Genomic DNA, 25856 nt, shown 5'->3' on the forward strand with positions numbered 1-25856 from the left:
GAGGCGCGTAGGCAAGAGCGCATGGCCACCGCCGAGATCCTCTCGCCACGTGAGATTCGGAAGATGCACGACGCGGGGCGCGCTGCCGCCACGACCCTCGCGCGGGTCCTCGCCGAGCTCGGACCGGGTACGAGCACCCAGGCCATCGACAGGCTCGTACGCGAGGACACCGCGGCCCGCGGCGGGCGGCCGTCGCAGCTCGGATACCATGGGTTTCCGGCCGCGGTATGTACGAGCCGCAACCAGGTCGTGTGTCACGGAATCCCGAGGAAGAACGAGGTCTTGCAAGACGGAGACATCGTGAACGTCGACGTCACTACCGAGCTCTTCGGCTTTCACGGCGACACCTCGGCGACGGCATTCGTGGGGACGCCGAGCCCCGAAGCCCGACACGTCGTCGACGCGGCCCGGGCTTGCCTTCGTGCGGGGCTCTCGGTGGTGCGCGAGGGAGCTCGGCTCGGCGACGTCGGCGCCGCGATCGAGGAGGTCGCACGACGCCTCGGGTGCTCGGTGGTGCGCGACTTCGGCGGGCACGGGATCGGGCGCAAGATGCACATGGAGCCTCACGTGAGCCACGTCGGCACGCGGGGCACGGGGCTCCGTCTGCGCGCGGGGATGGCGTTCACGATCGAGCCCATGGTCAACCTCGGGACCGAGCGCGTGCGCGTGCTCGACGACGGGTGGACCGTGGTGACGCTCGATGGCAGCCTCTCCGCCCAGTTCGAGCACACGCTGATCGTCACACGCGAGGGCTACGAGCTGACCACTCTCCTGCCCGAGGCTCACCGAGCAGGAGACGGTTCTTCGGCGTGATCTCGGCCGGGATGAGCTGCGACCGAACGTCGTAGCCCTCCTGGCGCAAGCGCGCGGCGCGGGTCACGTCGATCGCGAGAGCTGCGTCGAGCCAACCCCCGAGCCCTCCGCCGTCGGAGAGTGAAACGTCGTGGCAACATGGGAGCACGGCGACCCGCGCACGCGCCGCGATGGCCTGGCTCAGCACCACGTCGGTCAGGGCGCCGCACGCGTGCGCAGAGACGAGCACGTCTCCCGCGTGCACGTCCACGCCCGCGACGTCACCGCGCACGAGCTCGATACGACCTTCGAGCCGCGGCCACTCGCGCACGAGGGCGTCCCGCACCTTCTCGGCGCTCTTCGGGAGCGCGCGATCCACGCAGACGGCGCGCTCGGACGTGGCGTCGAGGAGCAGCATGAGCCCCCCGAGGAGGCCGTGCCCACAGGCGAGGTCGAGGACGCGCCCCCCTCGAAAGTGCCGACGTGTGCGCCGCGCGACCTCCCACGCCTCGTAGAGCTCCTTGCGCGGGAGCACCGACAGGTCGCACATCACGCGAGCGACCTTGTGAAAGAGGCTCGCCCCGTCGAACCGCGCGAGCGAACCGGGGGTGAGTCGCGCGCGGCTCGACGGATCGAAGGACATCCCACGCGAGGATAGGCGAACAAAAAGACGACGGGTACCGCCCCTCGAAGAGGCGATACCCGGTCCCTCGCTCGCCTACGGGCGGCGTGGTTGCCTTCAGGCCTTGGCGGCCTTCTTCTTGGCGGGCGCCGGCACCGACTTGGGCGCGGCTTTCGTGCGCACCGTCGACTCTTCGCCTTCGATCGGGCCGTGGCTCCGCTCGATGGGACGCGTGGTGATGACCGCCACGACGGACGCGACGATGTCGTCGACGACCGCTTCCGCGTGGAGACCGCCCTGGGTCTTCCCGAGGCGGATGTAGTCGGTCACGCCCGTGTAGATGATCGCGTTCACGCGGTTCATGCGGAGCTCGACCAGCGCAGCGGGCACGTCCGACGGGATGTGCTGGCGCATCCGCTCGCGAATGGCGACGGCGCCCTCGCCCCTCGACGAGGCCATCGTGGAGAGCGGGTACGCGGGGCTCGAGACGAGCTCGGCGCAGACCGCGAGATAGGCGCGCCCACCGTCGACGTCTTCGACCTTGTCCACGATGGGACGGACGAGGAGCGACACGAGCTTCGAGAGGTCGAGCGGACCCCACGCCTCGACGTGCTTCAAGGTGGCGAGCCACCCCGTCTGTATCGGAATCGAGTGACGCTCGAGGATGGCATCGAGCATGCCTCGCTTGTCACCGAAGTGATAGAGGACTGCCGAGTGGTTGCGCTGGCCCGCCTCGAGAGCGATCTCTCGGAGCGAAACGGCCGCGACACCGTCGCGCAGGATGAGCTTCTCAGCGGCGCGGAGGAGCGCCAGGCGGGTATCATCGCTCTTTTTCACGAGTCTGATGATAGCGCGGAGCAAGACGCCGTGGTGCCGTTTTGTCTCTTCCGACGACGAATTCGGACACCTCTCCGGTTCGGCCCCCGTTCCGCCCTTCGGCACGACAGGGTGCTAAGCCTAGTGACCACCCCCCGAGGAGCGCCCACCCATGAGCCGATTCCCCGGCAGTGCACTGCCGCCAAAGCTAGAGAATCCATCAAGAATTCCCGAGGTCGACGGCTACGCGGTGCGGGCCCGAATCGGGTTCGCGGAGGCCGCCGACCTCGCCAAACGCGCTATCGTCGAGAGGGCCCTCCGCCCCGCCGACCTCGGGGACCCCGAACGCGACGCACCGCGTCTCGGGTGGGTCCCCTTCTGGCGAGTCGACGCGAGCGTCGATGGGTTTCATCTGGGCTTGTCCGGCGTGCGCGTCGGAAACGTCCCGCTTCCCACGGGTGGCACCAAGCACAAGGACGCCGTCTTGCTCGTGTGCGCGAGGAGGGCGTTTCCCTACGAGCTCGGGCTCCCGAGCTGGCTCTCGGGCGTCGTCGGAGACACCGAGCCCATCGAGCTCGACATCGCCGAGCTCGAGTCGCTCGCGAGCTACACGCCCGAGGGTGGTGAGCTCGTCGACGCCGACGTCTCTCGCGAGGCCGCGGAGCGAGACGCGACCACCTTGCTCACGCGCGCCATCGCCCCCCAGAGCGCGCTCTACGTCGACACGAAGCACCGCGTTCGTTCGGCGCTCTTCGTGAGGGTGCCCCTCTACGTGATCCGCTATCGGTACGAGGGCGAGGCGAGGGCGCGCGTGGGCGAAGAGTTCTTCGTCGTGATCTCGGGGCGAACGGGCAAGGTCGTGTCCGCGCACCATCCGTCGGCCGCACGCGCCGCCGCCGCTCGTGTGCGCAGGTTCCTCACGTTCAAGTGACGGGGGCTTCGGGGGCGAGCACCCGGGCGTCGGTCACCACGAGCTTCACGGCGACGTCGTGGGAGAGCGTGGGGACCTCGACGAGGAGCTGGTAGTCGAACGCGACCACGACCGAAAACGACGACGGCGCGGCGGCGAGGGCGCGATCGTAGTACCCGGCGCCGTACCCGAGCCTGTGCCCGGTGGGCGCGACGGCGAGCGCAGGTACGACGATCACGTCGGGGCGAGCGACCTCTTCGGCCTCGGGGCTCGGCTCTCGAAAGCCCTTGCCACGCTCTTCCAGCGCATCGAGATCGTCGACCACGCGAAAGGTCATGACGTTCGTGTCCGGGTCGATGCTCGGGTAGACGAGGGTCTTGCCCGAAGCGCGCAGCGCGGCGTCGAGCGGGCGCAGGTCGACCTCGTTGCGGCCTTCGATTGGGAAAAACAAGGCGATCGTGCGGGCCGCGCCGAGCTCGGGGAGCGCCGAGAGGCGATCGCGGATCTTGTTCGAACGCGCTTCGCACGCCGAGGGTTGGGCCGCTCTCCGCACGCCTCGCATGCGCTTTCGGAGCTCCGCCTTCACCTTCATGGCGATGACGTCGTCAGGGTAGAGAGAGCCCTTCGCGTGCGGCTCGTGGGCGTCCTCGGGCGACCCTCGCTCGTTCATGGCTTCTTCCCCGGCACGTAGTTCGTCACGACGAGCTCGCCCGCCGCGCCGCGCTTCGTCTTGTCGGAGTTGATCGAGCGGCGCGCGGACACCTCTTTGATGACGAGGCCCTCGTAGAGCGCCCGGCTCTCGGCCGTATCGGCGTTCGATAACATGGCGTGAACCTTACGTTTTTTGAGGGCGAACATCAGCGCGACGAGGCGCTCCTGGTCGGCCCTCGGGAAGCCACGGGCCGAGTAGGCGGTGAAGCTCGCCGTCTTCGATGCGGGTACGTACGGAGGGTCGAAGTAGGCGAAGTCTCCGGGCCCGAGGCCCTCGCACGCGGCCTCGAAGTCCCCCACGGTGAGCCGCACCCAGGCGAGGGCACGGCTCGCGCGGCGCAGGCCCTCTTCGTCGAGGATCTTGGGGTTTTCGTACGTCCCGAAGGGGACGTTGTTCTTGCCCTTCGAGTTCTCGCGCCAGAGGCCGTTGAAGCACGTTTTGTTCAGGTAGATGAGCCGCGCCCCGCGGGCGACATCGGTGAGCTCGGCGGTCTCGGAGTCCCGGACCTTGTAGTACTGCTCGCGATCGTACCTGTACTCACCGAGGCGCTCGACGAGACCGTCGACGTCGTCGCGGACGGCCCGGTACGAAGCCACGAGCTCGGCGTTGCGATCGTTCAGGTGCGCGCGGACGAACCTCGGGCGAGGCTCGGATGCGAGCGCGAAGAAGAGCGCGGCGCCCCCGGCGAACGGCTCGACGTACGTGCCGATCGCGCGGGGCATGGCCGAGACGAGCTCCGAGACGAGCTCGCCCTTGCCCCCCGCCCATTTGACGATGGGTCGAGCGACATGCGGAAGCTCGGCGGAGAGGGGGCGCTTTCTCATGGGGGCGTCTCGACGAACGCACGAAGCTCGGCGACCGGACCTTCGCGGACGGCGAACACGTAGCCCGATCCGTCACGCTCCGCATACACCACTTTGCCCTCCGGCGCGGCGATCACCTTGCCGAACCGGTACCGGACGGTCCGCGAGGGCCCGGCGTCGCTCGCGACCGTGACGGCGATCTCGGTCCGCGCGGGATCACGCTCGCCATCTCCGAGGGGACCACGACGCACGGCGAAGAGCGGGCGAAGGCCCCCGAGCGCGCGTCGAGCGGCCGAGCCCACTCCGCCGTCTCCACCGACCGAGAGCCGTCGAGCGCCGAGCCCCGTCGTGACCTCGAGCGTCTCGACGCGGTCCTCGTCGACCGCGAACCCTTCGCGCGAGACGAGGGGACGCACGACGAGGCGCGCGAGCTCCCGAGGGACGACGAGCACCGCGCCCTCGCCACGAAACGCCCCGTAGACCGTCTCGGCCTCCGGAGACGACAGCTCGAGCGTGAGCTCACGGGGCCCGGCATCTCCCTCGAACCTCGCGGTGATGGTGCACGCGGACGCGGGCGGCACGAGGCCGTCACGGCGATCCGAGACCCAAACGTCGGCGCGCGCCCCTTGGACCGTGGTCATCGCTTGCGAGGCGAGCGCGACGTCGAGAGGGAACGGAGCCGGGGCCGAGAGCGTGAGACCCCCACGGCGGACGATGTCCTGGACGAGCCCGCCACACGCGAGGCGCAGCCCCTCGAGCGCGCGATCCCGGGGGAAGAGGGCGAGCGGCCGATCGAGCGCATCCGGAGGCGAGACGAACCTCTCCGCGCCGGCCGGGAGGACGAGCCCCTTCCCGTCGGTCCGCACGGCGACCACCGAGCCCGAGGTGTCGCGCACGAACCGAACCTCCTCGGTCACCTTTCCGTACACGATGCGAACCTTCGAGATCTCCTCGCCTTTCACGCCATCGACGGCGACACCGCCGAGCTCGAGGAGGCGCCCGAGGAAGGCCCGCAACCCGTCCGAAGCGTCTCCCTCGAGATCACGCTCACGCGGCGCACGCACGCGAAAGCCCGAGCCCTTCCGGGCCACGTCGAACGGAGCGCTTCCGGGCCTCTCGATGCGCACCTCCTCGAGCTCGTCGATCCGCACGAAGAACACGCGGCCGTCGGCGTAGGTCCCGCGGGGCCGTCGAAGCGTCGCGACGACGCCCGCCGGAACACACCCCGCCATCGGAGGCTCGCCTCGACGCGCGACGACCACGTCCTCGGGTGCGCCCGGGCACGGACCTGCGACCACGAACGTCGCTTCGGCCGTGTCGGCGCGTAGCGTGAGGAACGGCGCACCGGAAGAGGCGCGGGCCGAGGCCTCGGTCGCCGACAGAGACTTCGTCACGGAGAGGTCCGCGAGCGCGGTCTGGAAGGCCGTGACCTCGGCGCGCGACGCGTACGGCCCGGAGTCGCCGAGGGTGTGGCGGACGCGCCCGCTGCGGACGAGGTCGAACGCGTCTCCGGACGCGGGGACCACGTGGGCCCGCTCCGGCGAGGCGAGCGCCTTTGGCACGAGACGCTTGTCGCGGTACTCGGACACGTCCGCGAGGAGCGCCGTGGCGAGCCGCTTCTCGACGACGAACGTCCCGACCCCCACGACCTCGAGGTACGCCGCGCCCTCGGGCTTCGGCGCAGGTCCGCCGAGGGCGAACACGTAGACCGCGTCGCCCATCACGATCTCGCCCGTGACGCGCGGCGAAGCGAGCCCCATGGTGGCGTCCTTGTCGACCGAGCGCAGCGCCACGGCCGCCTCGAGCTCGGCGAAGAGGACGTCCGCCTTGGCCGCGTCCGGGGCCTCCGTCGATCCGTGGATCGTCCATGTGTGGGTCGCCGGAGCGCGATCGAGACGCACCTCGCCGCCCGGACCACGCAGCGTCACGGCCGTGACCCGATCGCGCCGCCACGCGGGAAAGAGCGAGTCTTTCCGGAGCGCGCGCTCCGCGTCCGAGGGGGCCACGCGATCCCGGTACACGAGCACACCCAGGACGAGCGCGACGAGCACGAGCACGACGGGCGCAAGGTTCTGCCTCATCGCCCGGAGCGGCCTCCCTTCGCCCGGCCGGCGCGTTTTTCGTCGGACCGTCGGCCTTCGCGCTTCGCAGGTGTGCCCTCGACCGGCGCTCGGGCGACGTGCGCGCGCCCCTCGGTGCTCTTTCGGCGAAAGGCCACCGCCACCCCGAGGAGCGCTACGGCGAGCGGCATGAGAAAGACGACGTAGCGCCGCACCTCGGCGCGAGACTCTTCCGTAATCCGTACGCCGGCCGCGACGTCGGCCTTCGGAGGGATGTCGACGATCTCGGGCTTCGTCGCCAGCCACGAGAGCGAGCTCTCGACGAGGAGCGCCGCGCCGCGCACCCCGAAGGGCTCGCGGAAGTTCGCCTCGAAGAGCGCGGTCGACGCGCCGAGGACCACGACCCTCGGCCCGTGCGGCGCGTCTCTGTGGGTCTTCTCGCGCTCCGCGGCCATGGCGAGCACGAACGGCCCGCTCGTGTCCTCGGGGCGCTTCTCCGGGGTCTTGGTCCACGTGGCGGCACCGTCCGCCGTCGCGATGCCGAAGGACTCCGGGCTCGAGACGAGGAGATCCGTGGCGACGGCCGCGCCCGCTTCGGTCGCGTGGTAAAGGGGCCGCGAGAGCTGTACGAGCACCCGTGGCGGCTCGCGCTCGTCCCGCACGACGAGGCCCATGGTGGTCGCGTGAGGCTTGGGGTCGGCGAAAAACCGAACGCCGTAACTATCGGGAAGTGCTCGATCTTTCGCCGCTTCGACGACGATGGTTCCGCCGAGACGCACCCCGAACGGCGCGAGCACCGAGGAGAGCCCCGTCGGGTCCACCCCCGCGGCGTCGGGCGTGGGGCCGAGCGCGAAGAGGCCGCTGCCGCCCGTCATCAGGTAGGTGCGGAGCCGTTCGGCCTCGCCCGCCGCGAACGCAGAACGAGGCCCCGGCACGATCACCACCGCGCAGCCCGCGAGAGGCTCTCCGGAGCCCGGCACGGTAAGGTCGACCGAGGCTACGTCGTAGTTGTCCTTCTCGAGCACGTTCTTGAGGAAGAAGAGGCCGCGCTCGGAGCCGTCCCGCGTCGACGCCTCGCCGTGGCCCTCCGTGAAGCAGAGCCGCGCCCTCGCGCCTTCGCGAACGACGTTGCGAATGGCGAGCGTGAGCGCCTCCTCCTCGCGCGGCCGGACCTTGGTGTCGTCCTTCTCCGAGGCCGTGTAGAGGTCGGTCGGCTCGATGAACCAGTGTTTCTCCCGTCGCGCGACGACGATCGCCGCGTCGGTCACCACGCGCCCGTCCTCGGCGCGGCCCGCCTCGATGCGGAAACGCTTTCGGACGTCCTCGAAGGCGAGCGGGTCCTTGTCGGGGTCGACGTTCTTGACGACGATCTGGCTCGACTCGGCCGCGTACGCCGTGAGGATCTGCGAGACGCTCTGCTTGAGCGGCTCCTGCGCGCCGAGGAGCACCCACACCTCGACGGGCTCGCGGAGCTCTCGCAGCGTCGTCTTCGTGGCAGCCGAGAGCGTGTAGCGCCTGTCCTCGGTCACGTCCCACCTTGCGTAGTGGCGCGACGCGTACATGTTCACGAAGAAGCCGATCGCCGTCGCGGCGAGCAGGCCCACGAGCTTTCCGAGCTCGTCCCGCCGGAGCGCCTTCACCTGGCCCACGAGGACGCGGAGCGGGCTCATCCCCACCTCCAGGCGTCGACGACGCGCACGGTGAAGTAGAGGGGCACCACGGTGAGCGTGCCGTAAAAGACGAGGCGCCTCGTGTCGACGATCCCACTCGAGAAATCGCTCATCGCCGCCCAGACGGACACATGATTGCAGACCGCATGCATCGTCGTCCCCTCGCGGGCGACGAGCTCGCCTATGCCGAGGAGGAAGAGCACGAGGATGACGAGCGCGGAGAGCACCAACGCGATGAGCTGAGACTTGGTCATGGCGCTCGTGAGGAGCCCCGTCGAGAGGTACGCCGCGCCGACGAGCAGCACGCCGAGGTACGACGACGCCGCCACGTGGGCGTCGAGCGCGCCCGTCCGCCTGAGGATGACCAAATAGAGGGTCGTCGGCGCCCACATGACCACGTAAACGACGAGCACGGCCACGTACTTCGAGAGCACCACCGCCGTCGTCGAGACGGGTGCCGTGAGCAACGCCTCGGCCGTCCCGCTCCTTCGCTCCTCCGCGAAGAGGCGCATGGTCATGGCCGGGACGAGCAAGAAGAGCACGAGGTAGAGCAGGATCGTGTTGCCGAAGAACGCCGACACCGGGGACACGTCCCCCGAAGCTCCCACCTGCGTCGAGAGCTGCTCGACGAGCACGTAGAAGTGGAGGCCCTGGACGATCAAGAACACGCTGACCAGCACCCACGCGAGCGGCGTGACGAAATACGCGAAGAGCTCGCGCTTCAAGAGAGGCCAAAATCCCCTCATGGCGCGCCCTTCGGGGACGACGCGGGCTCGGGATCTTTTGCCGTCGTGAGCTCGGCGAAGACGTCCTCGAGGCGGCCTCGGGCGGCCCCGAGCTCGACGAGACCGAGGCCCTCGTCGACCATGGCCTTCGCCAGGGCTGCGTGCACCCGAGCCGTGTCGACGTCGACGTGCGGCCCCCAGGCGACCTCGACGCGGAGGAGCTCCCCCTCACGCGAGACGGTCGGCTCCGAGGCCTCCTCGGGGAGCGTGTCCTCGACCTTCACGAGGGCGCGACGCGCCGCTTCGAGCTCGCCCGAGCAAACGAGCCGCACGCCGGTCGACGCACGCGCGCGACCCAGCTCGTCGAGCGTGCCCTCGGCGACGAGCTTGCCCTTCGCGATCACGATGGCGCGATCGCAGCTCGCCTCGACCTCGCTCAGGATGTGCGTCGAGAGGAGCACCGTGTGCGTGCCACGAAGACCGGCCACCACCTCGCGCACGTCCCGAATCTGGTTCGGGTCGAGGCCCGCCGTAGGCTCGTCGAGCACGAGGAGCGGCGGATCGGCGACGAGGGCGTCGGCGAGACCGACACGCTGGCGGTACCCTTTGGAGAGGTTGCCGATGAGCACGTGGGCCACGTCCGTGACACGAGCCTTCTCCATCACGTCGTCGACTCGGCCCGCGCGTGCTCGCCGCGCCACCCCTTTGAGCTCGGCCCGGAACCCGAGGTACTCGATCACCCTCATCTCCGGATAAAGCGGAACCATTTCGGGCATATAGCCGACACAGGAGCGCGCCGCGAGGCCCGCCGTGACGACGTCGTGGCCGCACACCTCGACCGTCCCGCTCGTGGGCCCGAGGTACCCCGCGACGATGCGGAGCGTGCTGCTTTTCCCCGCGCCGTTCGGGCCCAGGAAGCCCACGATCTCCCCGCGCCCCACGGTGAACGAGAGCCCCGAGATGGCCTCTCGGGCGCCGTACCGTTTGACGAGATCTCGAACGACGATCATGGGCGGAGCGAAGAGCGGCGGGACGCCGAGGCGCGAATATCCCACGTTTTTTCGCGGAAGACGAACCCTTCAGAGCGCTTCGACGTACGCCGCGAGCGAGGCACGGTCGGCCGGAGACAGGTCCGTTCCGTAAGGGTGCCCAGGCACGGGCCCGTCGCCGTTCACGCCGCCGTGGTAGGCCGGGGAGAGGCGCTCGGGCGAGAGCAGCTCGCCTATCGACCGCACCGCGCCGTGGTGGAGGAACGGCGCCGAGCGCTTCACACGGAGGAGCGCCGGTGTTCGTAAGTATCCGGTTCCTCTAGCCTTTCCCATCGAGAGCGCCGAGTCCGTGCCCACCGTCACGGACGAGACGAGCTCGCCTCCACGCACGGGGCTCGCGTGGCATCGCGCGCACTGCCGTTCGAAGAGCGGCCTCCCCGGATGCTCGCGCGGCGCCTCGGAGGGGACCTCGAGCGACTCGACGAACATGGCGAGCGCCACGGCGAGCACACGCGGCGGGCGAATGCGCTGGTGGTTCGAGGTGAGAAGCTGCGTCTCTTGGCGGAGCGCGAGCGCGGCGAGGCCCGTGTGGCGAATGGTGCCGGCCTGGGTCAGGTAGGCTTGGTGCCGAAGGCCGAACAGATCGGGGATGGCGACCGGGTCCTCGTCGTCGTCCTCGGTGACGTCCGCGCGACCGGGCCCCCACATGCGCATGCGGCGCGAGAGCTCGGCCTCGACCGGCCCACGCCCCATCGCGGCGTACGCGAGGCGCGCGGCGCCGTAGTCGAGGGTGCGACGCGCTTCGCCCACGACGAGGGTCGCGCCGTCGAGCGCCGTGTGGCAGAGCGCGCACGTGATCCCGAGCGCGGGAGAGCCGTCGACGTCGAGGAAGTGCACGAGGCCGGGCACGGCGCCGTCGGACGAGCGCACCACGCCGTACCGGGCCGCCTCGTCGGGCCGCTCGACGGCGAAACGCGCGACGGCGTCGGTGCGGAGCGGGTAGCGAAAGAACACCTCGCGCCCGAGGGCCAGCCACGCCTCGTACGACGTGGGCCTCACCCCGTCCCAGAGAGGGCGAGACTCGCGGAGGGCGCGCTCGTCCGGTACGCCGCGGACGGCAAGCGACCGCGGGTTCCACTCGGGCAGGAGATCCCAGCCCTTCGTGGCGAGCCCGTAGTACCGAAGGCGCTCCTTCGAGTACGTGTTCTCGGGGTTCGTGAGGCAGCGCTCGAGCTCGGCCCTCCGAAATGCGGGGTCGTCGAGGTAGCGCGTGGCCTCTGCCATCATGCCCTCGCGCGTGAGCCGCTCGGCGGGACCGACACTCGCGGTGCTGGGCCTACGGTGCACCACGAGCGCTAGGAGGCCGAGCGTGATCGCTGCCAGCACGACCATCGTCGCGAGCCGTTTTTTCGTCGTCGTCGTCGTCACGTCGCGACAGGAGCTTCGCGGCTCACGAGCTCGGAGTCCACCGTCGTCGTGCCCGAGCCTGCCTTCAGCGTGATCCGGACCTTGTACTGCTTCGTGTAGCTCGCGCCGTGCTTCGACCAAGTGGGCGCCTCGAGCGACCACATCGTCTTCAGGTTCGCCCCTGCCCCGACCGAGCCCGAGAACGCCGCGTACCCCGACTCGGTCCATTGGCGCGGGCTCGACGCGGCGAGGTCTTGGAGCTCCTTGTCGTCCGACTCGAGCAGCGTGACACGCACGACCTCGATCTTCGTCGCGGCGCCGGTGCCTTCGGCGGTGATGGCGATCTGGACGCTCGACGGACGGCACACCCACCCGCCACACCCGGAGCCGGGCGCCATGCCGGGAGCGGGCTCGGCGCAGTCCGCGGCAGGCGCTCGTGAGGCAGGCGCCCCGGCGGTCGCCGCGCAGCCTTCGTCGCCGAGCGTGAGGCCCGAGACGGCAGCCGAGACGACGAGGTTCGAGCCGGTGTCGATCTTGCCGGGACCTGCGCTCTCGAGCGCACCGCTGCAAGCGACGAGGAGAGCAACCGAAGAGACGAAGGCGACGATGGGGGTGCGCATGCTCCGAGATACTGCAAACCGAAGGCCAGCATAATCCGCAATAGAACCAACAAGATACACGCCGCTTCACGTGTGCCAAGCCGGGCCACCTTCGCGCCGTCACCAAGTTTGCCGACGGAGCGGCCTTCGGACCATGATGCGTGGACATGGTCTCGAAGGTTCGATCTTGGGCGCTCGTGTGCGCCCTCGGCGCCGTGTGCGCCCTCGGCCCCGCGTGCGCCCACCCCGAGCACGACGCGGGCAAAGGCACGGCCGCGGCGCCCGCGAAGGAGCACGACGCCACCATCCCACCGCCGGTCACGGTGCTCGACCCGCGGGACGCTCGCCCGAAGGACGCCGCCGATGCCGGAGAGGACGTCCGCGACGCGGCGGGCGACGCGACGGACCCGAGCCCCGAGGCTCCGAAAGGAATGAAGCTCGTGCCCGGGGGGACGTTCACGATGGGGATCGACGTGGGCGGTCAACCCGACGAGCGGCCGGCGCACAAGGTGACCCTCGCGCCTTTCTTTCTCGACGTGACCGAGATCACCCACGCCGAGTACGGCGAGTGCGTGAAGGCCGGCGCGTGCCGTGCACCCGACGCGAAGGTCATCTCACGGTTCGGCGGAGTGTTCGTCGGCCCGAACAAACCCGTCACGGGCATCACGTGGGGCGACACTCGCGCCTACTGCGCGTTCCGCGGAAAGAGGCTGCCGCGGGAGGCCGAGCTCGAGCGCGCGGTGCGAGGCGACGACGGACGCCGCTACCCGTGGGGCAACGAGCCGCCCACGCACGAGCGTACGGTCTTCCAGTCGAGCAAGACCGAGGACGTGGGCACCCACCCGCTCGGCCGTGGCCCCTACGGCCACGACGACCTCGCCGGGAACGTGTGGGAGTGGATGGAGGACATGTACGACCCCTTCGCCTACACCCGACCTGGCGCCGACCGCGGCGAGCCCGGCTCGTGCGACGAGATCCTCGCCGCCCAGAACAAGCTGCGCGCCGAGGGAAAACAAGGCTACACGGGCTCGAACCCGATCCCGACCGAGTGCGAGCGCTCCATCCGCGGAGGCGCCTACAACTACGACGCCGACGGCCTCAGGAGCTCGAACCGCGTGCACCACCCGGGCACGTTCAAGCTCCTCATGACCGGCGGGCGGTGCGCCAAAGACGCTCGCTGAGGCGCGAACGACGGCCGCCCCACGCCCCGTCGTCGGCCTCGAGCTCGCGTGAGGCTCAGCCTCGGATGCGCCAGTTGCCCACGATGGCGCGGCCCACGTCGTCGCACGTCGGGTCGGTGACGAGCAGCTCGGGCCGCGCGCCACGGCAGACGAGGATCGTGTTCTGACGGAACACACGCCCGAACGCGACGGCCTCGTCGCGGTCCATGCCGTGCACGAGCCACGCGGGCTCGCGCCACGTGCTGTCGGGGTCCTCTTCGTAGCCCACGCAGGCCTCGACGCGGTAGCAACCGAGCACGAGGAGATCGCGCAGCACGGTGTGGCGGCCCTCGTTCACCTTCCGCGGCAGGAGCATGCTGCGCGGATTGAACGCCGTCAGCACGGTGAACGGCTTCGTGAGGAGCTCGGGCAGGGTCGAGGGGTCCGTGACCGTGTCGCCGTCGAGCGAGACGCGGAGCGGTCCGTTGGCCGTCGGGAGCTCGTAGACCGTCGCCAGGTAGTGACGGAGGAGGTTATTGTCCATCGGGGCGTACTTAGCCGGAAATCGCGCCGAGCGGAGCTGAACGTCGGCTCACCCGCCCCGCGTCAGGGCATGACCTGCGCGCCGCGCGATCGACGGTCACGCTCCTCGAACGGGGCGGGCGATCGTCGTCGAACGTCGTGACCGCCGACTTAGCCATCGAACCGGTAGCCGATGCCGCGCACGGTGAGAAAGTGCCGCGGATTCGTGGGATCGTCCTCGAGCTTCTGCCGGAGCTGCTGCATGAAGTTGTCGATCGTACGCGGCGTCCCGTGGTGGTTCGGCCCCCACACACGGCGGAAGATGTCGTCCCGCGAGAGGGCCTTCCCTCGGTTCTCGACGAGGCACATGAGCACGTCGAACTCGGTCGCGGTGAGCTCGACCAGGGCATCTCGATGTCGCACGGAGCGCGCCGACACGTCGACCTCGACCGACGAGAAGCGCACGAGCTCCGCCTTCGGTGCGGCGCGACCGAGCCTCCGGAGGGCGACGCGCACGCGCGCCAAGAGCTCCGCGAGGCTGAACGGCTTCGCGACGTAGTCTTCGGCGCCGAGCTCGAGCCCGGTGACCTTGTCCATCTCGCCGGTCCGCGCGGAGAGCACGATGATGGGCACCGAGATGCCCTCGGCGCGGAGCTCGTGCATGACCTCGAAGCCGTTCTTGCGGGGCAACATGACGTCGAGCACGACGAGGTCCGGGCGCTCGGCGCGGATCACCTGGAGCCCGCGCTCGCCATCGTCGGCGAGGGTGACGCGGTAGCCTTCGGCTTCGAGGTTGATGCGAAGCCCGAGCGCGATCGCCGGGTCGTCCTCGACGACGAGCACGTGCCGCCCTTCCAGTCCGGAGCCGTCGGTGCGGCGATCCGAGAGCGGCTCGGGCGAGTCGACCTTTCCGTTAGCCACGCTCCGACGTTACATCATCGCGCGCCGCCGAACGAGCGGATCACGCGGTCGGGATCGCCGAAAAACCCCGTAGCTGCGGAACGTTGCAAAATTCGTCACTCGGTCGCGACGAGCTCCCGGGGGAGCACGAACGAGAACGTGGACCCCCGCTCCTTGGCGCTCTCGACGGTGACCTTGGCGCCGTGGGCCCGCGCGACGTGCTTGACGATCGCGAGGCCGAGGCCGCTGCCCTCGCGCATCCGAGAGAGGCGGTCGTCGATGCGGTAGAACTTCTGGAAGATGCGCTCGCGCTCGTGGCCGGGGATGCCCTCGCCGTTGTCGCTGACCTCGAAGGCGACGCGCCCCTCCTTCGTGACCTTGACGACGAGCCGCACCACGGGCGGGCTTCCCCCGTATTTGAGCGCGTTGGACATGAGGTTCACGAGGAGGTCGGCGACGGCCGCGCGATCGACCCGGACCACGAGCGCGGCGGCCTCGGGGGACACGTCGCTCGCGTAGTCGAGGTCCGGGCTCTTCGTTCGATACGGAGCGAACGCGTCCTCGGCATCAGCAACCAAGTCCGACACGAGCTCTTCGCGGAGCTCGTACACCTTGCGCCCGGCCTGCATTCGCCCGAAATCGAGCAGGCGCTCGATGAGCCGCGTGAGGCGCTCGGTCTCCGTTCGGAGCTGCGCGACGCACTTGGCCTGGGTCTCCGGATCTCCGTTCGCGCGCTCGAGCGTCTCGGCGAAGAGGCGGATGGCGGTGAGCGGCGTACGAAACTCGTGGCTCACCTTCGAGACGAAGTCGGCCTGGAGCTCGGAGAGGTTGGCCTCTCGCCGCACGAACACGAGCACGAGCACCATCCCCGTGATCATGACGGACACGAAGGCCACCATCAGGATGCCGAAGATGAAGTTGATGCGCCCCTCGAGAAAGAGCGAAAAGATCCCGATCGCCAGCAGCAAGACCGTGGGGATGACGAGCAGGTAGACGATCATCTGCACGATGCGGCGGTAGCCGAGGCGCTGCAGGTTCTTCGTGTTGCGCTCGGCCCAAGCTTGCGCCTTCTCTTTGTTCGTCTGTGCGGGTGCGACCACGCCCCGAATGTGCCATGAATCTGCGGAATGCGAGAGCCGCGCGTCGCCACCTGCACCCGAGCCGAGGGCCTCGTCGAGCGCGCGATGGGTCGCCGCGCGGTGCTCTCGTCCGTCGTGCTCGCGGTCGTGGCCCTCGCGCGCCCGTCGGCCGCCGATCCGGAGCCTCGCGAGGTGCGCGTGGCGCGTGCCATCGAGCGGGCGCGCAGCGAGGTGCGTTCGGGCGTCGTCTACGATCGCAGGTACGTCGAGAGAGCCATGGGGGCGCCCTCCAAGGACCGCGGGGCGTGCACGGACCTCGTGGCGCGTGCGCTCGGGGCGTCCGGCTACGACGTCCAAACGAGGCTCCAGCTCGACGTGCGCCTCGCGCCCTCCGCGTACCCGGGCATTCTCTCCCCCGACGGGCGCGTCGATCACCGGCGCACCCCGAACCTCTTCGTGCTCTTCCGGAGGACGGCGCGGAGCCTCCCCGTCGACATCGGCCCCGACACCCGGTCGACGTTCGCGCCGGGCGACGTGATCGTGTGGACGTACGGGCGCTGTCCCGAGTGCAAGGCCGACCACATCGGCCTCGTGAGCGATCGGCTCGGGACCCGAGGCCTCCCGCTCGTGCTCCACAACGCGGGCCCCCGCGCGACCGAAGAAGATGCCCTCGACGCGTGGCCCATCGTCGGCCACTTTCGCCTTTTTAATTGAACACTTACGGCCTTCGCACCGCGCGGCCGAGCCCCCGGGTCAGGTGATGGCCGCGAGCATCGAGTTGAACGGCGCAGGCACGCGTAGCCACAGCTCGAACGCGAGCGCCCCTTGGCGAACAAGCATGCCGAGCCCGTTCGCCGACCGGAGCCCAATCGCCTCGGCCGCGCGCAGGAAGGGGGTGAGCGGAGGCGCATAGACGACGTCGAGCGCCACGGCGCGTGGCCCGAGCGCCTGGAAGTCGACGGCCGAGAGCAGAGACTCTCCCGGGTCGGCGCCCGACATGCCCGCGCTCGTGCACTGAACGACGGCCGAGAGCTCCGGCTCGACCTCGGGCGACCCCTCGAGCGGACCCGCGACGATAGTGGTGCTTCGCCCTGCGCGGCGGACGAGCGCCTCGAGCTCGTCGCGCTTCGAGCGCGCCGCGACAGGATCGGACAACGAACGACCGCGTACGTGGACCGTGCTGCATTGCAGGTCGACCGCGAGGGCCACGACCGCGGAGCGCGCCGCGCCGCCGGTGCCGAGGACGAGCGCGCTGCGACCGGTCCACGACACGGGCGCCTCCGGCACGAGCTCGCGGAGCTCGTCGGCCAGCGCGGGGGTGTCGGTGTTGAACGCGTGCACGCGCCCCGCGTCGTCGCGGACGAGCGTGTTGGCGGCGTCGACGAGGGCGGCGGTGGAGTCGATCACGTCGACGAGGCCGAGGACCCTTTTTTTGTGCGGAACCGTGACGTTGATGCCCGACAGCTCGCCGCGGCGGAGCCTGTCCACGATCGCCGGGAGCTCGTCGCCGTTGGCGAGGATGGCCTCGTAGGTGTGCGGCAGGCCGAGCGCTCGGTATGCCGCCCGATGCATCGCCGGGCTCTTGCTGTGCCCGATCGGCGAGCCGACCACCGCGAACGCGAGGGAGGTCGTGTGGAGGGCGTTCACGACGCTCCTCGCTCGTTCGCCTCGACGACGTCGGCGGAGAAGCTCCCCTCGGCGACCCGCACGGTCACCCGATCGCCCGGAGCGACCTCGCGGCTCGACCGGACGGCCCTCCCCGACGCGAGCGCGACGATGGAGTACCCGCGGCCAAGCACCTTGAGGGGGCTCATGGCGTCGAGGCGCGAGGCGAGGCGCGCCACGTCCGTCTCGCGAGACCCGAGGAGCGCCGAGGCGGCGTGCACGATGCGGCCACGGGCACGAGCGAGCGCCTCGCGCTCCCTCGCCAAGACGGCGCGTGGATCCTGCGCCGAGATCCGCGTCGCGAGCGCCCGCTGCCCGTCGCGCTCGGCCGTGAGTCGGCTCCGAACCGCGCGGGCGAGGCGGGCGCGTCGATCGTCGAGGCCCTGTTGGGCGCGAGCGACGAGGAGCCGCGGGTCGTCGAGGCGCTTCTCGATCGACGCGAGCGCGAGGCCGCTCGACGCGAGCTTGCCGCGCATGGCACGCACGAGGCCGCGCCGGCGCTCGGCGAGCAGGCTCTGGCGTGCCCTCGCGTCGGGGACGACGAGCTCGGCAGCCTGAGAGGGCGTGGAGGCGCGCGCGTCGGAGGCGAAGTCGACCAGGGTCACGTCGACCTCGTGGCCGACCGCCGAGACCACGGGGACCCGGAGGTCCGCGACCGCGCGCACGACCGCCTCGTCGTTGAACGCAGCGAGATCGTCCGTCGAGCCTCCCCCACGGGCCAAGATGACGACGTCGACCTCGGGGACACGCTCGAGATCGCGGAGGGCGCGCACGATCTGAGCCGCGGCCGTCGCGCCTTGAACTTGTGCGGGAGCCAAGAGCACGTGGGCTCCCCCCCTCCGAAACGCCACCCGACAGATGTCGTGAATCACGGCCCCCGTGCGCGAGGTGACCACCCCGATGGTGCGGGGGTCGGCCGGGAGCGGGCGCTTGCGCTCCTCACGGAACAGACCTTCGGCGGCGAGCTTCGCCTTGAGCTTCTCGAGCGCCTCGAGGAGGGCTCCCCTCCCCGTGAGGCCCACCTTGTCGGCGACGAACTGGAGGCGGCCCCGCGGCGTGTAGTACGAAGGGCGACCACGTAGGAGGAGCTGCGCACCGTCTCGAACCACGGCGCGGGCCCGAGGCGTGACGTTCGTGCGGTACACGACCACGTCGATGGCGGCGTCGTCGTCCTCGTCCTTCAACGTGAAATACAGGTGCCCGCTCTGCGCGAAGCGCACGGACCCGGCCTCCCCCGTGACGACGACGGGAGCCTCGAAGGTGGCCGCGAGCGACCGCTCGACGAGCCGCCCCAAGCCTGCGACCGTGAGCGGAGGAGGAGGCGTGGCTTCGGCGCGGGGCCCTTCCAGAGGCGCCCGACCCGCGGCTTCGGGGGCCTTCTCCGGCCGCGGCGTGGTCCGTTCGGAGGCGGAGGTCGCTCCGGGGTACGGCGGCACGATCGACTCGGGCTTCGGCCCGCCGAAATCGAAGGTCCCTTGGACGCCGGGTTCTCGTCTCGCCATCGCTGCTCGCCGGACAAGGCTAGCTCGGCAGGGACGACGGTAGAACACGAAAACCACGGGAGCCGTCGAACCCGCACGAAACCCATGGCTTCTTTCGTTCCGCGGCGAACCCTGGTAGGTCCGAGCGAAGCCCATGGCCAAGACGAAATCGTTCAAGAAGGTCCTCGTCGCCAACCGCGGAGAGATCGCCGTCCGAGTGACCCGCACGCTCCACGAGATGGGGCTCGGGGCCGTCGCCATCTACTCCGAGCCCGACCGTCAGAGCCTGCACGTGCGTGTGGCCGACGAGGCCTACTGTGTCGGCCCCGCGCCCGCGAGGGAGAGCTACCTCGACATCGAGAAGGTGCTCGCGGTGGCCAAGCGCGCGGGCTGCGATGCGGTCCACCCGGGCTACGGATTCTTGAGCGAAAACCCGGACTTCGCCGACGCCTGCGAGCGCGCGGGGGTGACGTTCGTCGGGCCCCCCGCGAGCGCCATGCGCCAGCTCGGCTCGAAGACGGCCGCGCGCGACAAGATGGCCTCGGCGGGTGTACCCATCGTGCCTGGCGCGCGCTGCGAGACGACCGACGAGGCCGTGGCCGCCGCGAAGAAGATCGGCTTCCCCGTGATGCTCAAGGCCTCGGCCGGCGGCGGCGGCAAGGGCATGCGGCTCGTGCACTCGGCCGAAGAGATGCCGAACGCGTGGGAGCGCGCGCGCTCCGAGGCGAAGAAGTTCTTCGGGGACGACACGGTCTACATCGAGAAGGCGATCATCCGCCCGCGCCACGTCGAGATCCAGGTGCTCGGCGATCGCGACGGCAACATGGTCCACTGCTTCGAGCGAGATTGCTCGATCCAGCGCCGCAACCAGAAGGTCGTCGAAGAGACGCCCTCGCCCGCCGCGTCGCGCGAGCTCGTGGCCGAGATGGGTCGCATCGCCGTGCAGGGCGCGAAGGCCGTGGGGTACTTCTCGGCGGGCACGTTCGAGTTTCTCGTCAGCGAGGACGGGCAGTTCTACTTCCTCGAGATGAACACGAGGCTCCAGGTCGAGCACCCGGTCACCGAGCTCGTCACGGGCCTCGATCTCGTCCGCGAGATGATCCTCGTCGCCGAAGGTCACCCGCTCACGTTCGCCCAGACCGACCTCCACGCGCGCGGCGCCGCGATCGAGTGCCGCGTCTACGCCGAAGACCCGTCGAGTGGATTTTTGCCCTCTCCCGGCCGCATCGACGATCTCGTCGTCCCCGCCGGGCCCTTCGTCCGCGACGACGGCGGCGCCTACCCGGGCTGCACGATCTCGAGCTTTTACGACCCGCTCATCTCCAAGCTCAGCGTGTGGGCCCCCACCCGCGAGCGCGCCGTCGCCCGCATGCGGAGGGCGCTCTCCGAGTACGTCGTCACCGGCATCAAGACGAACCTCGCCTTCCACGAGAAGCTCTTCGCGCACCCGGAGTTCGCCGCGGGCCGCTACGACACCGGGTTCCTCGATCGCCACGCGGCGGAGCTGCTCGGCTACCCCGAGGTGCCAGGCGACATGCGCGATGCCCTCACGGTGGCGTTGGCGGTCGCGGCCTCGCGCATGGAGCGAGCCACGGGCGCCGCATCGGCCGACGCGGGCGTCGATGGCGCTCGGCTGAGCCCCTGGGTCGCGTCGCACCGCGCCGGCCTCGGCCGCTCTCGCTGAACGGAGCGCGCGGTAGAAGCACGGGCCCGAGGGTCACGAAGGGCCCCCGGGCCTCTTCGTGCGCGAAGGGCTCAGCGCACGGGCGTGCACGCGAACGTCACGTTGTCGATCGTCCACCCCGCGTGGGCTTTGCACGCGCCGGCCGACCCGAACACCGTCTCCTTGGCGCCCGCGCCCAACATCGCGCCCGCGCGCCCTTGGGTCTGCGCGGTGACCTTCCCCGATCCGTTCTCGCACTGCACCGTCCATTGCATCGTACACGCGATGCTCCGGTCGCAGCCGTTCGAGAGCTCGAAGTCGATGCCGCTCTCTTTCTCGGTCTTCTGGATGCCGAAGCAGTCGTTCACCGAGTCGGCGCCCTCGGCCGAGCGGGGCACGAAGACCGAGACGGCAGCGACTCCCAAGACGAATCCCACGACGTGACGAATGGCGCCCACGAGCTCCTCCTTGCCGCGGGCACCACGGTCTCGCGCGACCCACGAGGCTCCGTGGTCGGCGAGTCCGAGGCGCGTTCATCTCACGCGGCAGGCGAGAGACAAGGGACCCGCGCGAAGGTTCCGAAAAAAGATCGGCGCCCCGAAGGGCCCTCCCCGCTCGCTCGGTTCTTCAATCGTTTCCGCTACTTGTCGACGAAGCGCGCGGTGCCGACGAACTTCGGCGACGTGAGCCCCGTGATCTGAGCGCTCGCGCCCATCGGGCTCATCGCGAACGTCGCGGGGTCGATGGTGTAGCCGTACACCGTCCCGGAACCCTGGTTCGCCACGTAGGCGAAGCGCCCCTTCCCCGCGAGGCCGAAGCTCCTCGGAATGCGGCCCGAGGTCGGGACGCTCCCTTCGCGCGTGAGCCTCCCCTGCGCGTCGTACGTGAAGCGCGCGATGCTGTCCTCGCCGCGGTTCGATGCGTACACGACCTTGCCCGACGGGTGGGCGAAGATGGCGGCGCCGGTGTTGGCTCCGGCGAAGCCCGCGGGCAGGGACGACTTCGTCTCGACGAGCCCGAGGCCCCCCGTCGCCGCGTCGTACGAGAACGACGTCACGCTGCTCGCGAGCTCGTTCACGACGAACACGAACGGCGAGCCCGAAGCGAAGGACAGGTGGCGTGGCCCGGCGCCGGCTGGCAGCGCGACCGGCGCGAGCGCCGTGAGCTTTCCCGTGGTCTCGTCGAGCGTGTACCGGGCGACCACGTTGGCGCCGAGGCAAGGCACGAACACGGTGCGCTTCGCCGCGTCCATCTCCGCGAAGTGCGCCTTGTCTCCGGCGAGCACCACGTCGCTCGGGGCCGACAGCGTGCCGTCCGCAGCCACGGGGACCACGGCGAGGTGACCGCTCGTGTAGTGGGCGACGAGCAGGTACTTTCCGCTCGGCACGAGCGAGACGTGGGTCGCGCCCGTACCCCCGGTCCCGACGGCCTGCCCCTTCGCGGTCAGCGTCCCCGTCTTCGGGCTCACGGCGAACGTGCGCACCTGGTTTTGCCCCGAGTCGATGGCGAACGCGAGCTGCCTCGCCTCGTCGAAGGCGAGGTACGACGGATCGTTGCCCGCCGCGACCGAGGCGAGCGGCGACAGGGCACCCGTCGTGGGATCGAGGGCGTACGTGCGCACCATGCCGTCTCCCCCGCCCACGAACGCGACCTCCGTCCGGGGTCCCTCGGGCACCGCGGCGTCCGGGACCGCACCGTCGGGGAGCGGCGCTGCGGAGTCCACCGCGCCCCCCTCGGGGCTCGGGCCCGGAGAGGTCCTGGTCGGGCTCGGAGCGGCGCCGGCGTCGGGCTCGACCTCCGGCTCCGAAGAGCATCCGAGGGCGAGAACGAGGACGGAGAGGAGAGCGCGCCGAGCCATGCCCCGAGCGTAACCCACCTCGCGCCCTCCCGTCCGAAGGACAAAATGACGAGTACCCACGAACACTTAGGCTCGTGGGTACCGCTACATCGAGGGCGAGGTCCGCGTCAGGCGGAGCGCTTCTCGACCTGCGTGAAGTCGAGCTCGACCGGCGTCGCGCGCCCGAAGATGCTGACCTTCACCTTGAGCTTCTGCTTGTCCGGCTTGACCTCTTCGACCGTGCCCATGAAGTTCGCGAAGGCCCCGTCGATGACGCGGATCTCGTCTCCGGCCTCGAAGGAGATGCGCGGCTTCGGCTTGACCGCACCTTCGACGATCGCCTTGCGGAGCTCGTCGATCTGCGGCGGCTTCACCTCTTGCGGGCGCTGGTTGCCGATGAACCCGGTGACCTTGCTCGTGTCTTTGACGAGGTGCCAGGCCTCTTCGCCCATCTCCATCTCGACGAAGATGTACCCGGGGAAGCTGTTCTTCTGGCGGACGCGGGTCTTGCCGCTCGCGCGAGCCTCTTGCACCGTCTCGGTCGGGATCAGGATCTCGCCGAAGAGGGCCTCTTTCCCGAACTCCTTGATGCGCTGCTGGAGCGACTCACGGACGCGGTTCTCGAAGCCCGAGTAGGTTTGAATGACGTACCACTTCTTGGCCATGGCAAAACCCCGGGCTCCTAAAAGCCGTAAACCTTGTCGGTGATGAAGCGCCAGAATTGGTCCATCAGCGCGAAGAAGACCGTGGCGAAGAGCGTGGTGAGGACCACCACGAGCGTCGAGTTCTGGACTTCTTTTTTGGTGGGCCAGGTGACCTTGGAGAGCTCGTCGGCGACCTCGGTCGCGTACTCACGAGCTTCTTTCTTTCGCCAGTAGTGCACCGCGAGGGCGACGCCGAGGAGGCCTGCGACGCCGTACACGATCTCGTCGCGCGGCTCGCCGACTTGCTCGGGCTTCCAGGCCGCGAGCTTGACCCACGCCGCGTGCCCGAGCTTCGCGAAGACGAACGCCGCGCCGACCGCCGCAGCGAAATACCCGGCGTACACGAAGCGCTCGGCGCCGAGGGCGTTGCTGGACTGGTGCGCGAGCACCTGGTCGATCTCGGCGTCTTCGTCCGGGTCGTCCGCGCTGCTGGCCTTCTCGGCCTTCGCCTCGGACTTCTTGGACGTGCTCGCCTCGGCTTCGTCGGACGAGGAAGTGCCCTCGGAGGCCTCTTCGTCCTCCGATTCTTCGGCTTTCTTCTCGAGCTCTTCGTCAGCCATGGGACTCTCTCTGGGAAGGCGATTCTGCAGGGGCTGAGGGACTCGAACCCACGACCTGCGGATTTGGAATCCGCTGCTCTACCGACTGAGCTAAACCCCTAGAAGCTCCGCGTTGGCCGCCACAAGGTCGCGGCGCTTTCTCGCGGACCGCCCGGATGGCGAAGCCCACGCGGCGGTTCGCGTGGGCCTCTCGTCACTTGGTCTCTTTGTGGACCGTGTGACGCTTGCAGGAAGGGCAGAACTTCTTCTTCTCGATCTGCCCCTTCTGCTCCGGTTTGCGCGAGGTCCGGTAGTTCCGGCTCTCGCACTCGGTGCACACCAGGGATACCTCGATCCGATCGCCCATGGTGTGCTCCGAGCCGGTCGTATCCGTCGAGAATTACTCGAGGATCTTGGTGACGATGCCCGCGCCGACCGTGCGGCCGCCCTCGCGGATCGCGAAGCGCATCTGCTCCTCGAGGCCGACGGGGGTGATGAGAGAGATCGTCATGGTGACGTTGTCGCCCGGCATGACCATCTTCGTGCCCTCGGGGAGCTCGCAGGTGCCGGTCACGTCGGTCGTGCGCATGTAGAACTGCGGGCGGTAGTTCGTGAAGAACGGCGTGTGACGGCCGCCCTCTTCCTTCTTGAGGACGTAGACCTCGCCCATGAACTTCTTGTGCGGCGTGACCGAGCCCGGCTTGCAGAGGATCTGCCCGCGCTCGACGTCCGTGCGCTCGATGCCGCGGAGGAGGACGCCGACGTTCTCGCCCGCGCGGCCCTCGTCGAGGATCTTGCGGAACATCTCGACGCCCGTGACCGTGGTCTTGCGGGTGTCGCGGAAGCCGATGATCTCGACGTCCTCGCCCGTCTTCACCACGCCGCGCTCGATGCGGCCGGTACCGACGGTGCCGCGGCCCTTGATCGAGAACACGTCCTCGATCGCCATGAGGAAGGGCTTGTCGACGTCACGCTCCGGCTCGGGGATCTCGCTGTCGAGCGCCGCGATGAGGTTGCCGATCGACTCCTCCCACTTGGGCTCGCCCTGGAGGGCCGGGAAGGCCGCCACGCGGACGATCTTCGCGTTGTCGCCGTCGAACTTGTACTTCGAGAGAAGCTCGCGGACTTCCATCTCGACGAGGTCGAGCATCTCCGCGTCCTCCACCGCGTCGCACTTGTTGAGCGCGACCACGATGTGACGGAGACCGACCTGGCGAGCGAGGAGCACGTGCTCGCGCGTCTGCGGCATGACCGAGTCGAGCGCCGACACGACCAGGATCGCGCCGTCCATCTGCGCCGCGCCCGTGATCATGTTCTTGATGTAGTCGGCGTGGCCGGGGCAGTCGACGTGCGCGTAGTGGCGCTTCTCCGACTCGTACTCCACGTGCGAAGCCGCGATCGTCACGGTCTTCGTCGCGTCGCGGACGGTGCCGCCCTTCGCGATGTCCGCGTACGAAATGACCTTCGCGAGGTTCTTCTTCGACTGAACCTTCACGAGCGAGGCCGTGAGCGTCGTCTTGCCGTGGTCGATGTGACCGATGGTGCCGACGTTCACGTGGGGCTTGCTGCGGTTGAATTTCTCTTTCGCCATCGGAAAGCTCCTGAAAAGACGGGCTGAACGGTCGGCAAGACGCCGAAGGTGCGGTAACTCGAGCCCACCACGGGGCTTGAACCCGTGACCTCTTCCTTACCAAGGAAGTGCTCTACCACTGAGCTAGGTGGGCGGTGGGGTGCGTAACGGAGAAGAAGCAGAAGGTGACGAGGCGTGGAGCGGGCGACCGGGATCGAACCGGCGACATTCAGCTTGGAAGGCTGAAGCTCTACCGACTGAGCTACACCCGCGATGGCCGGTCTCGTGAGCCAGCGCCACGAACGAGAAGAAAGAAGAAGAGACGAAACGTAAGGAAGAGAAACGGGGTGGAGGGTGATGGATTCGAACCATCGAAGGCAGTGCCGGCAGATTTACAGTCTGCTCCCTTTGGCCACTCGGGCAACCCTCCGAAACTACTAACTATTTTGACGCCTTTTGAGGGGCGCCGGTATCGGTGCAACGTCGAGCTGTCAAGGATCGCCGAGGCGGAGCTAGCGAGGGGAGTTGAACCCCTAACCGCCGGTTTACAAAACCGGTGCTCTGCCAATTGAGCTACGCCAGCGGATGCGGGCCGTAGCTACCTCACCTTCGGGAGCAGCGCAAGCGGTGA

26 protein-coding genes and 5 tRNA genes are annotated in these 25856 nt (G+C 69.3%); 5 read left to right on the plus strand and 26 right to left on the minus strand.

The annotated features are described in order from the left end of the window. The first annotated feature begins 21 nt into the window (after positions 1-21). Positions 22-813 carry a type I methionyl aminopeptidase gene (gene map / locus IPK71_33580; protein MBK8218690.1) on the plus strand — a complete coding sequence of 264 codons (792 nt, stop codon included), beginning with the start codon at positions 22-24 and terminating at the stop codon, positions 811-813. Here the strand turns inward: map and IPK71_33585 are convergent. Both IPK71_33585 and IPK71_33590 read right to left on the minus strand, forming a co-directional pair. Then, the gene (locus tag IPK71_33585; protein ID MBK8218691.1) at positions 740-1435 is read right to left on the minus strand and encodes a methyltransferase; all 696 of its coding nucleotides are present in this window, start codon (positions 1433-1435) and stop codon (positions 740-742) included. The genes map and IPK71_33585 overlap by 74 nt on opposite strands. Positions 1436-1531: 96 nt before the next feature. After that, complete coding sequence (locus IPK71_33590) at positions 1532-2251, minus strand: TetR/AcrR family transcriptional regulator (GenBank protein MBK8218692.1); 720 nt, start codon at positions 2249-2251, stop codon at positions 1532-1534. Positions 2252-2402: 151 nt separating this feature from the next. On the opposite strand from IPK71_33590, the gene IPK71_33595 reads away from it, so the two are divergent. Beyond that, positions 2403-3161 (plus strand): hypothetical protein, encoded by a 759-nt coding sequence (locus tag IPK71_33595; GenBank protein ID MBK8218693.1) that lies wholly within the window; start codon positions 2403-2405, stop codon positions 3159-3161. On the opposite strand, the gene IPK71_33600 is transcribed toward IPK71_33595, so the two are convergent. From IPK71_33600 to IPK71_33635, 8 genes are all read right to left on the minus strand, one after another. Beyond that, positions 3154-3810, minus strand: coding sequence for a 5-formyltetrahydrofolate cyclo-ligase (locus tag IPK71_33600; protein MBK8218694.1), 657 nt, complete (start codon positions 3808-3810; stop codon positions 3154-3156). The genes IPK71_33595 and IPK71_33600 overlap by 8 nt on opposite strands. After that, positions 3807-4676 (minus strand): DNA adenine methylase, encoded by an 870-nt coding sequence (locus IPK71_33605; GenBank protein ID MBK8218695.1) that lies wholly within the window; start codon positions 4674-4676, stop codon positions 3807-3809. Before IPK71_33605 ends, IPK71_33600 begins: the two co-directional genes overlap by 4 nt. Next, entirely contained in the window at positions 4673-6736 is a 2064-nt protein-coding gene (locus IPK71_33610) for a DUF4340 domain-containing protein (protein ID MBK8218696.1), read from the minus strand. The genes IPK71_33605 and IPK71_33610 overlap by 4 nt, the downstream gene beginning before the upstream one ends. Further along, a complete protein-coding gene (locus tag IPK71_33615) occupies positions 6733-8385 on the minus strand; it encodes a GldG family protein (protein ID MBK8218697.1) in 1653 nt (550 codons plus the stop codon). Before IPK71_33615 ends, IPK71_33610 begins: the two co-directional genes overlap by 4 nt. Next, a complete protein-coding gene (locus tag IPK71_33620; protein MBK8218698.1) occupies positions 8382-9131 on the minus strand; it encodes an ABC transporter permease in 750 nt (249 codons plus the stop codon). The genes IPK71_33615 and IPK71_33620 overlap by 4 nt, the downstream gene beginning before the upstream one ends. Next, positions 9128-10120, minus strand: coding sequence for an ATP-binding cassette domain-containing protein (locus IPK71_33625; GenBank protein MBK8218699.1), 993 nt, complete (start codon positions 10118-10120; stop codon positions 9128-9130). Before IPK71_33625 ends, IPK71_33620 begins: the two co-directional genes overlap by 4 nt. Positions 10121-10189: 69 nt before the next feature. Continuing rightward, positions 10190-11527: a hypothetical protein gene (locus tag IPK71_33630; protein MBK8218700.1), complete on the minus strand. Its 1338-nt coding sequence runs from the start codon at positions 11525-11527 to the stop codon at positions 10190-10192. After that, positions 11524-12126, minus strand: coding sequence for a hypothetical protein (locus tag IPK71_33635; protein ID MBK8218701.1), 603 nt, complete (start codon positions 12124-12126; stop codon positions 11524-11526). Before IPK71_33635 ends, IPK71_33630 begins: the two co-directional genes overlap by 4 nt. Before the next feature lie 146 nt (positions 12127-12272). Here IPK71_33635 and IPK71_33640 point away from each other — a divergent pair, with 146 nt between their 5' ends. Then, a complete protein-coding gene (locus IPK71_33640) occupies positions 12273-13286 on the plus strand; it encodes an SUMF1/EgtB/PvdO family nonheme iron enzyme (protein MBK8218702.1) in 1014 nt (337 codons plus the stop codon). 55 nt (positions 13287-13341) lie between these two features. On the opposite strand, the gene IPK71_33645 is transcribed toward IPK71_33640, so the two are convergent. The 3 genes from IPK71_33645 to IPK71_33655 all read right to left on the minus strand — a co-directional run bounded on the left by IPK71_33645 (position 13342) and on the right by IPK71_33655 (position 15787). Further along, positions 13342-13809, minus strand: a complete 468-nt coding sequence (locus tag IPK71_33645; protein ID MBK8218703.1) for a DUF3293 domain-containing protein — start codon at positions 13807-13809, stop codon at positions 13342-13344. 149 nt (positions 13810-13958) lie between these two features. Continuing rightward, complete coding sequence (locus IPK71_33650; protein MBK8218704.1) at positions 13959-14645, minus strand: response regulator transcription factor; 687 nt, start codon at positions 14643-14645, stop codon at positions 13959-13961. Between the two features lie 158 nt (positions 14646-14803). Further along, positions 14804-15787 carry a HAMP domain-containing histidine kinase gene (locus IPK71_33655; protein ID MBK8218705.1) on the minus strand — a complete coding sequence of 328 codons (984 nt, stop codon included), beginning with the start codon at positions 15785-15787 and terminating at the stop codon, positions 14804-14806. Between the two features lie 27 nt (positions 15788-15814). Here IPK71_33655 and IPK71_33660 point away from each other — a divergent pair, with 27 nt between their 5' ends. Continuing rightward, positions 15815-16480, plus strand: a complete 666-nt coding sequence (locus IPK71_33660; GenBank protein ID MBK8218706.1) for a DUF1287 domain-containing protein — start codon at positions 15815-15817, stop codon at positions 16478-16480. Between the two features lie 39 nt (positions 16481-16519). On the opposite strand, the gene IPK71_33665 is transcribed toward IPK71_33660, so the two are convergent. Further along, positions 16520-17413: a shikimate dehydrogenase gene (locus IPK71_33665; GenBank protein MBK8218707.1), complete on the minus strand. Its 894-nt coding sequence runs from the start codon at positions 17411-17413 to the stop codon at positions 16520-16522. Beyond that, positions 17410-18933: an exodeoxyribonuclease VII large subunit gene (gene xseA, locus IPK71_33670; protein MBK8218708.1), complete on the minus strand. Its 1524-nt coding sequence runs from the start codon at positions 18931-18933 to the stop codon at positions 17410-17412. The genes IPK71_33665 and xseA overlap by 4 nt, the downstream gene beginning before the upstream one ends. 133 nt (positions 18934-19066) lie before the next feature. On the opposite strand from xseA, the gene IPK71_33675 reads away from it, so the two are divergent. Next, positions 19067-20596: an acetyl-CoA carboxylase biotin carboxylase subunit gene (locus IPK71_33675; GenBank protein MBK8218709.1), complete on the plus strand. Its 1530-nt coding sequence runs from the start codon at positions 19067-19069 to the stop codon at positions 20594-20596. A gap of 71 nt (positions 20597-20667) precedes the next feature. On the opposite strand, the gene IPK71_33680 is transcribed toward IPK71_33675, so the two are convergent. The 11 genes from IPK71_33680 to IPK71_33730 all read right to left on the minus strand — a co-directional run bounded on the left by IPK71_33680 (position 20668) and on the right by IPK71_33730 (position 25808). Continuing rightward, positions 20668-21033, minus strand: coding sequence for a hypothetical protein (locus IPK71_33680; GenBank protein MBK8218710.1), 366 nt, complete (start codon positions 21031-21033; stop codon positions 20668-20670). 182 nt (positions 21034-21215) lie between these two features. After that, complete coding sequence (locus IPK71_33685) at positions 21216-22433, minus strand: lactonase family protein (GenBank protein MBK8218711.1); 1218 nt, start codon at positions 22431-22433, stop codon at positions 21216-21218. Positions 22434-22540: 107 nt separating this feature from the next. Continuing rightward, positions 22541-23077, minus strand: coding sequence for a transcription termination/antitermination protein NusG (gene nusG, locus IPK71_33690; GenBank protein MBK8218712.1), 537 nt, complete (start codon positions 23075-23077; stop codon positions 22541-22543). A 17-nt stretch (positions 23078-23094) separates the two neighbouring features. Continuing rightward, positions 23095-23676 (minus strand): preprotein translocase subunit SecE, encoded by a 582-nt coding sequence (gene secE, locus IPK71_33695; protein ID MBK8218713.1) that lies wholly within the window; start codon positions 23674-23676, stop codon positions 23095-23097. 27 nt (positions 23677-23703) lie between these two features. Beyond that, positions 23704-23776 (minus strand) — tRNA-Trp (locus IPK71_33700). 93 nt (positions 23777-23869) lie between these two features. Further along, entirely contained in the window at positions 23870-24022 is a 153-nt protein-coding gene (gene rpmG / locus IPK71_33705; GenBank protein ID MBK8218714.1) for a 50S ribosomal protein L33, read from the minus strand. 33 nt (positions 24023-24055) lie between these two features. Further along, complete coding sequence (tuf, locus tag IPK71_33710; GenBank protein MBK8218715.1) at positions 24056-25246, minus strand: elongation factor Tu; 1191 nt, start codon at positions 25244-25246, stop codon at positions 24056-24058. Between the two features lie 61 nt (positions 25247-25307). After that, positions 25308-25379: transfer RNA gene (locus tag IPK71_33715), tRNA-Thr, on the minus strand. A 42-nt stretch (positions 25380-25421) separates the two neighbouring features. Further along, positions 25422-25497 (minus strand) — tRNA-Gly (locus tag IPK71_33720). Positions 25498-25573: 76 nt separating this feature from the next. Continuing rightward, a tRNA-Tyr gene (locus tag IPK71_33725) sits at positions 25574-25655 on the minus strand. An 80-nt stretch (positions 25656-25735) separates the two neighbouring features. Next, a tRNA-Thr gene (locus IPK71_33730) sits at positions 25736-25808 on the minus strand. Between the last annotated feature and the right edge of the window lie 48 nt (positions 25809-25856).

The sequence above is a fragment of the Myxococcales bacterium genome (assembly GCA_016712525.1).
Lineage (GTDB): Bacteria > Myxococcota_A > Polyangia > Polyangiales > Polyangiaceae > JAAFHV01.

Coding starts and splice junctions, on each gene's coding strand:
- IPK71_33600 (MBK8218694.1), bottom strand. CDS start 3,810: ATGAACGAGCGAGGGTCGCCCGAGGACGCCCACGAGCCGCACGCGAAG.
- rpmG (MBK8218714.1), bottom strand. CDS start 24,022: ATGGGCGATCGGATCGAGGTATCCCTGGTGTGCACCGAGTGCGAGAGC.
- nusG (MBK8218712.1), bottom strand. CDS start 23,077: ATGGCCAAGAAGTGGTACGTCATTCAAACCTACTCGGGCTTCGAGAAC.
- IPK71_33610 (MBK8218696.1), bottom strand. CDS start 6,736: ATGAGGCAGAACCTTGCGCCCGTCGTGCTCGTGCTCGTCGCGCTCGTC.
- IPK71_33585 (MBK8218691.1), bottom strand. CDS start 1,435: ATGTCCTTCGATCCGTCGAGCCGCGCGCGACTCACCCCCGGTTCGCTC.
- map (MBK8218690.1), top strand. CDS start 22: ATGGCCACCGCCGAGATCCTCTCGCCACGTGAGATTCGGAAGATGCAC.
- IPK71_33640 (MBK8218702.1), top strand. CDS start 12,273: ATGGTCTCGAAGGTTCGATCTTGGGCGCTCGTGTGCGCCCTCGGCGCC.
- IPK71_33645 (MBK8218703.1), bottom strand. CDS start 13,809: ATGGACAATAACCTCCTCCGTCACTACCTGGCGACGGTCTACGAGCTC.
- IPK71_33620 (MBK8218698.1), bottom strand. CDS start 9,131: ATGAGGGGATTTTGGCCTCTCTTGAAGCGCGAGCTCTTCGCGTATTTC.
- tuf (MBK8218715.1), bottom strand. CDS start 25,246: ATGGCGAAAGAGAAATTCAACCGCAGCAAGCCCCACGTGAACGTCGGC.
- xseA (MBK8218708.1), bottom strand. CDS start 18,933: ATGGCGAGACGAGAACCCGGCGTCCAAGGGACCTTCGATTTCGGCGGG.
- IPK71_33635 (MBK8218701.1), bottom strand. CDS start 12,126: ATGCGCACCCCCATCGTCGCCTTCGTCTCTTCGGTTGCTCTCCTCGTC.
- IPK71_33625 (MBK8218699.1), bottom strand. CDS start 10,120: ATGATCGTCGTTCGAGATCTCGTCAAACGGTACGGCGCCCGAGAGGCC.
- IPK71_33615 (MBK8218697.1), bottom strand. CDS start 8,385: ATGAGCCCGCTCCGCGTCCTCGTGGGCCAGGTGAAGGCGCTCCGGCGG.
- secE (MBK8218713.1), bottom strand. CDS start 23,676: ATGGCTGACGAAGAGCTCGAGAAGAAAGCCGAAGAATCGGAGGACGAA.
- IPK71_33660 (MBK8218706.1), top strand. CDS start 15,815: ATGCGAGAGCCGCGCGTCGCCACCTGCACCCGAGCCGAGGGCCTCGTC.
- IPK71_33595 (MBK8218693.1), top strand. CDS start 2,403: ATGAGCCGATTCCCCGGCAGTGCACTGCCGCCAAAGCTAGAGAATCCA.
- IPK71_33605 (MBK8218695.1), bottom strand. CDS start 4,676: ATGAGAAAGCGCCCCCTCTCCGCCGAGCTTCCGCATGTCGCTCGACCC.
- IPK71_33675 (MBK8218709.1), top strand. CDS start 19,067: ATGGCCAAGACGAAATCGTTCAAGAAGGTCCTCGTCGCCAACCGCGGA.
- IPK71_33685 (MBK8218711.1), bottom strand. CDS start 22,433: ATGGCTCGGCGCGCTCTCCTCTCCGTCCTCGTTCTCGCCCTCGGATGC.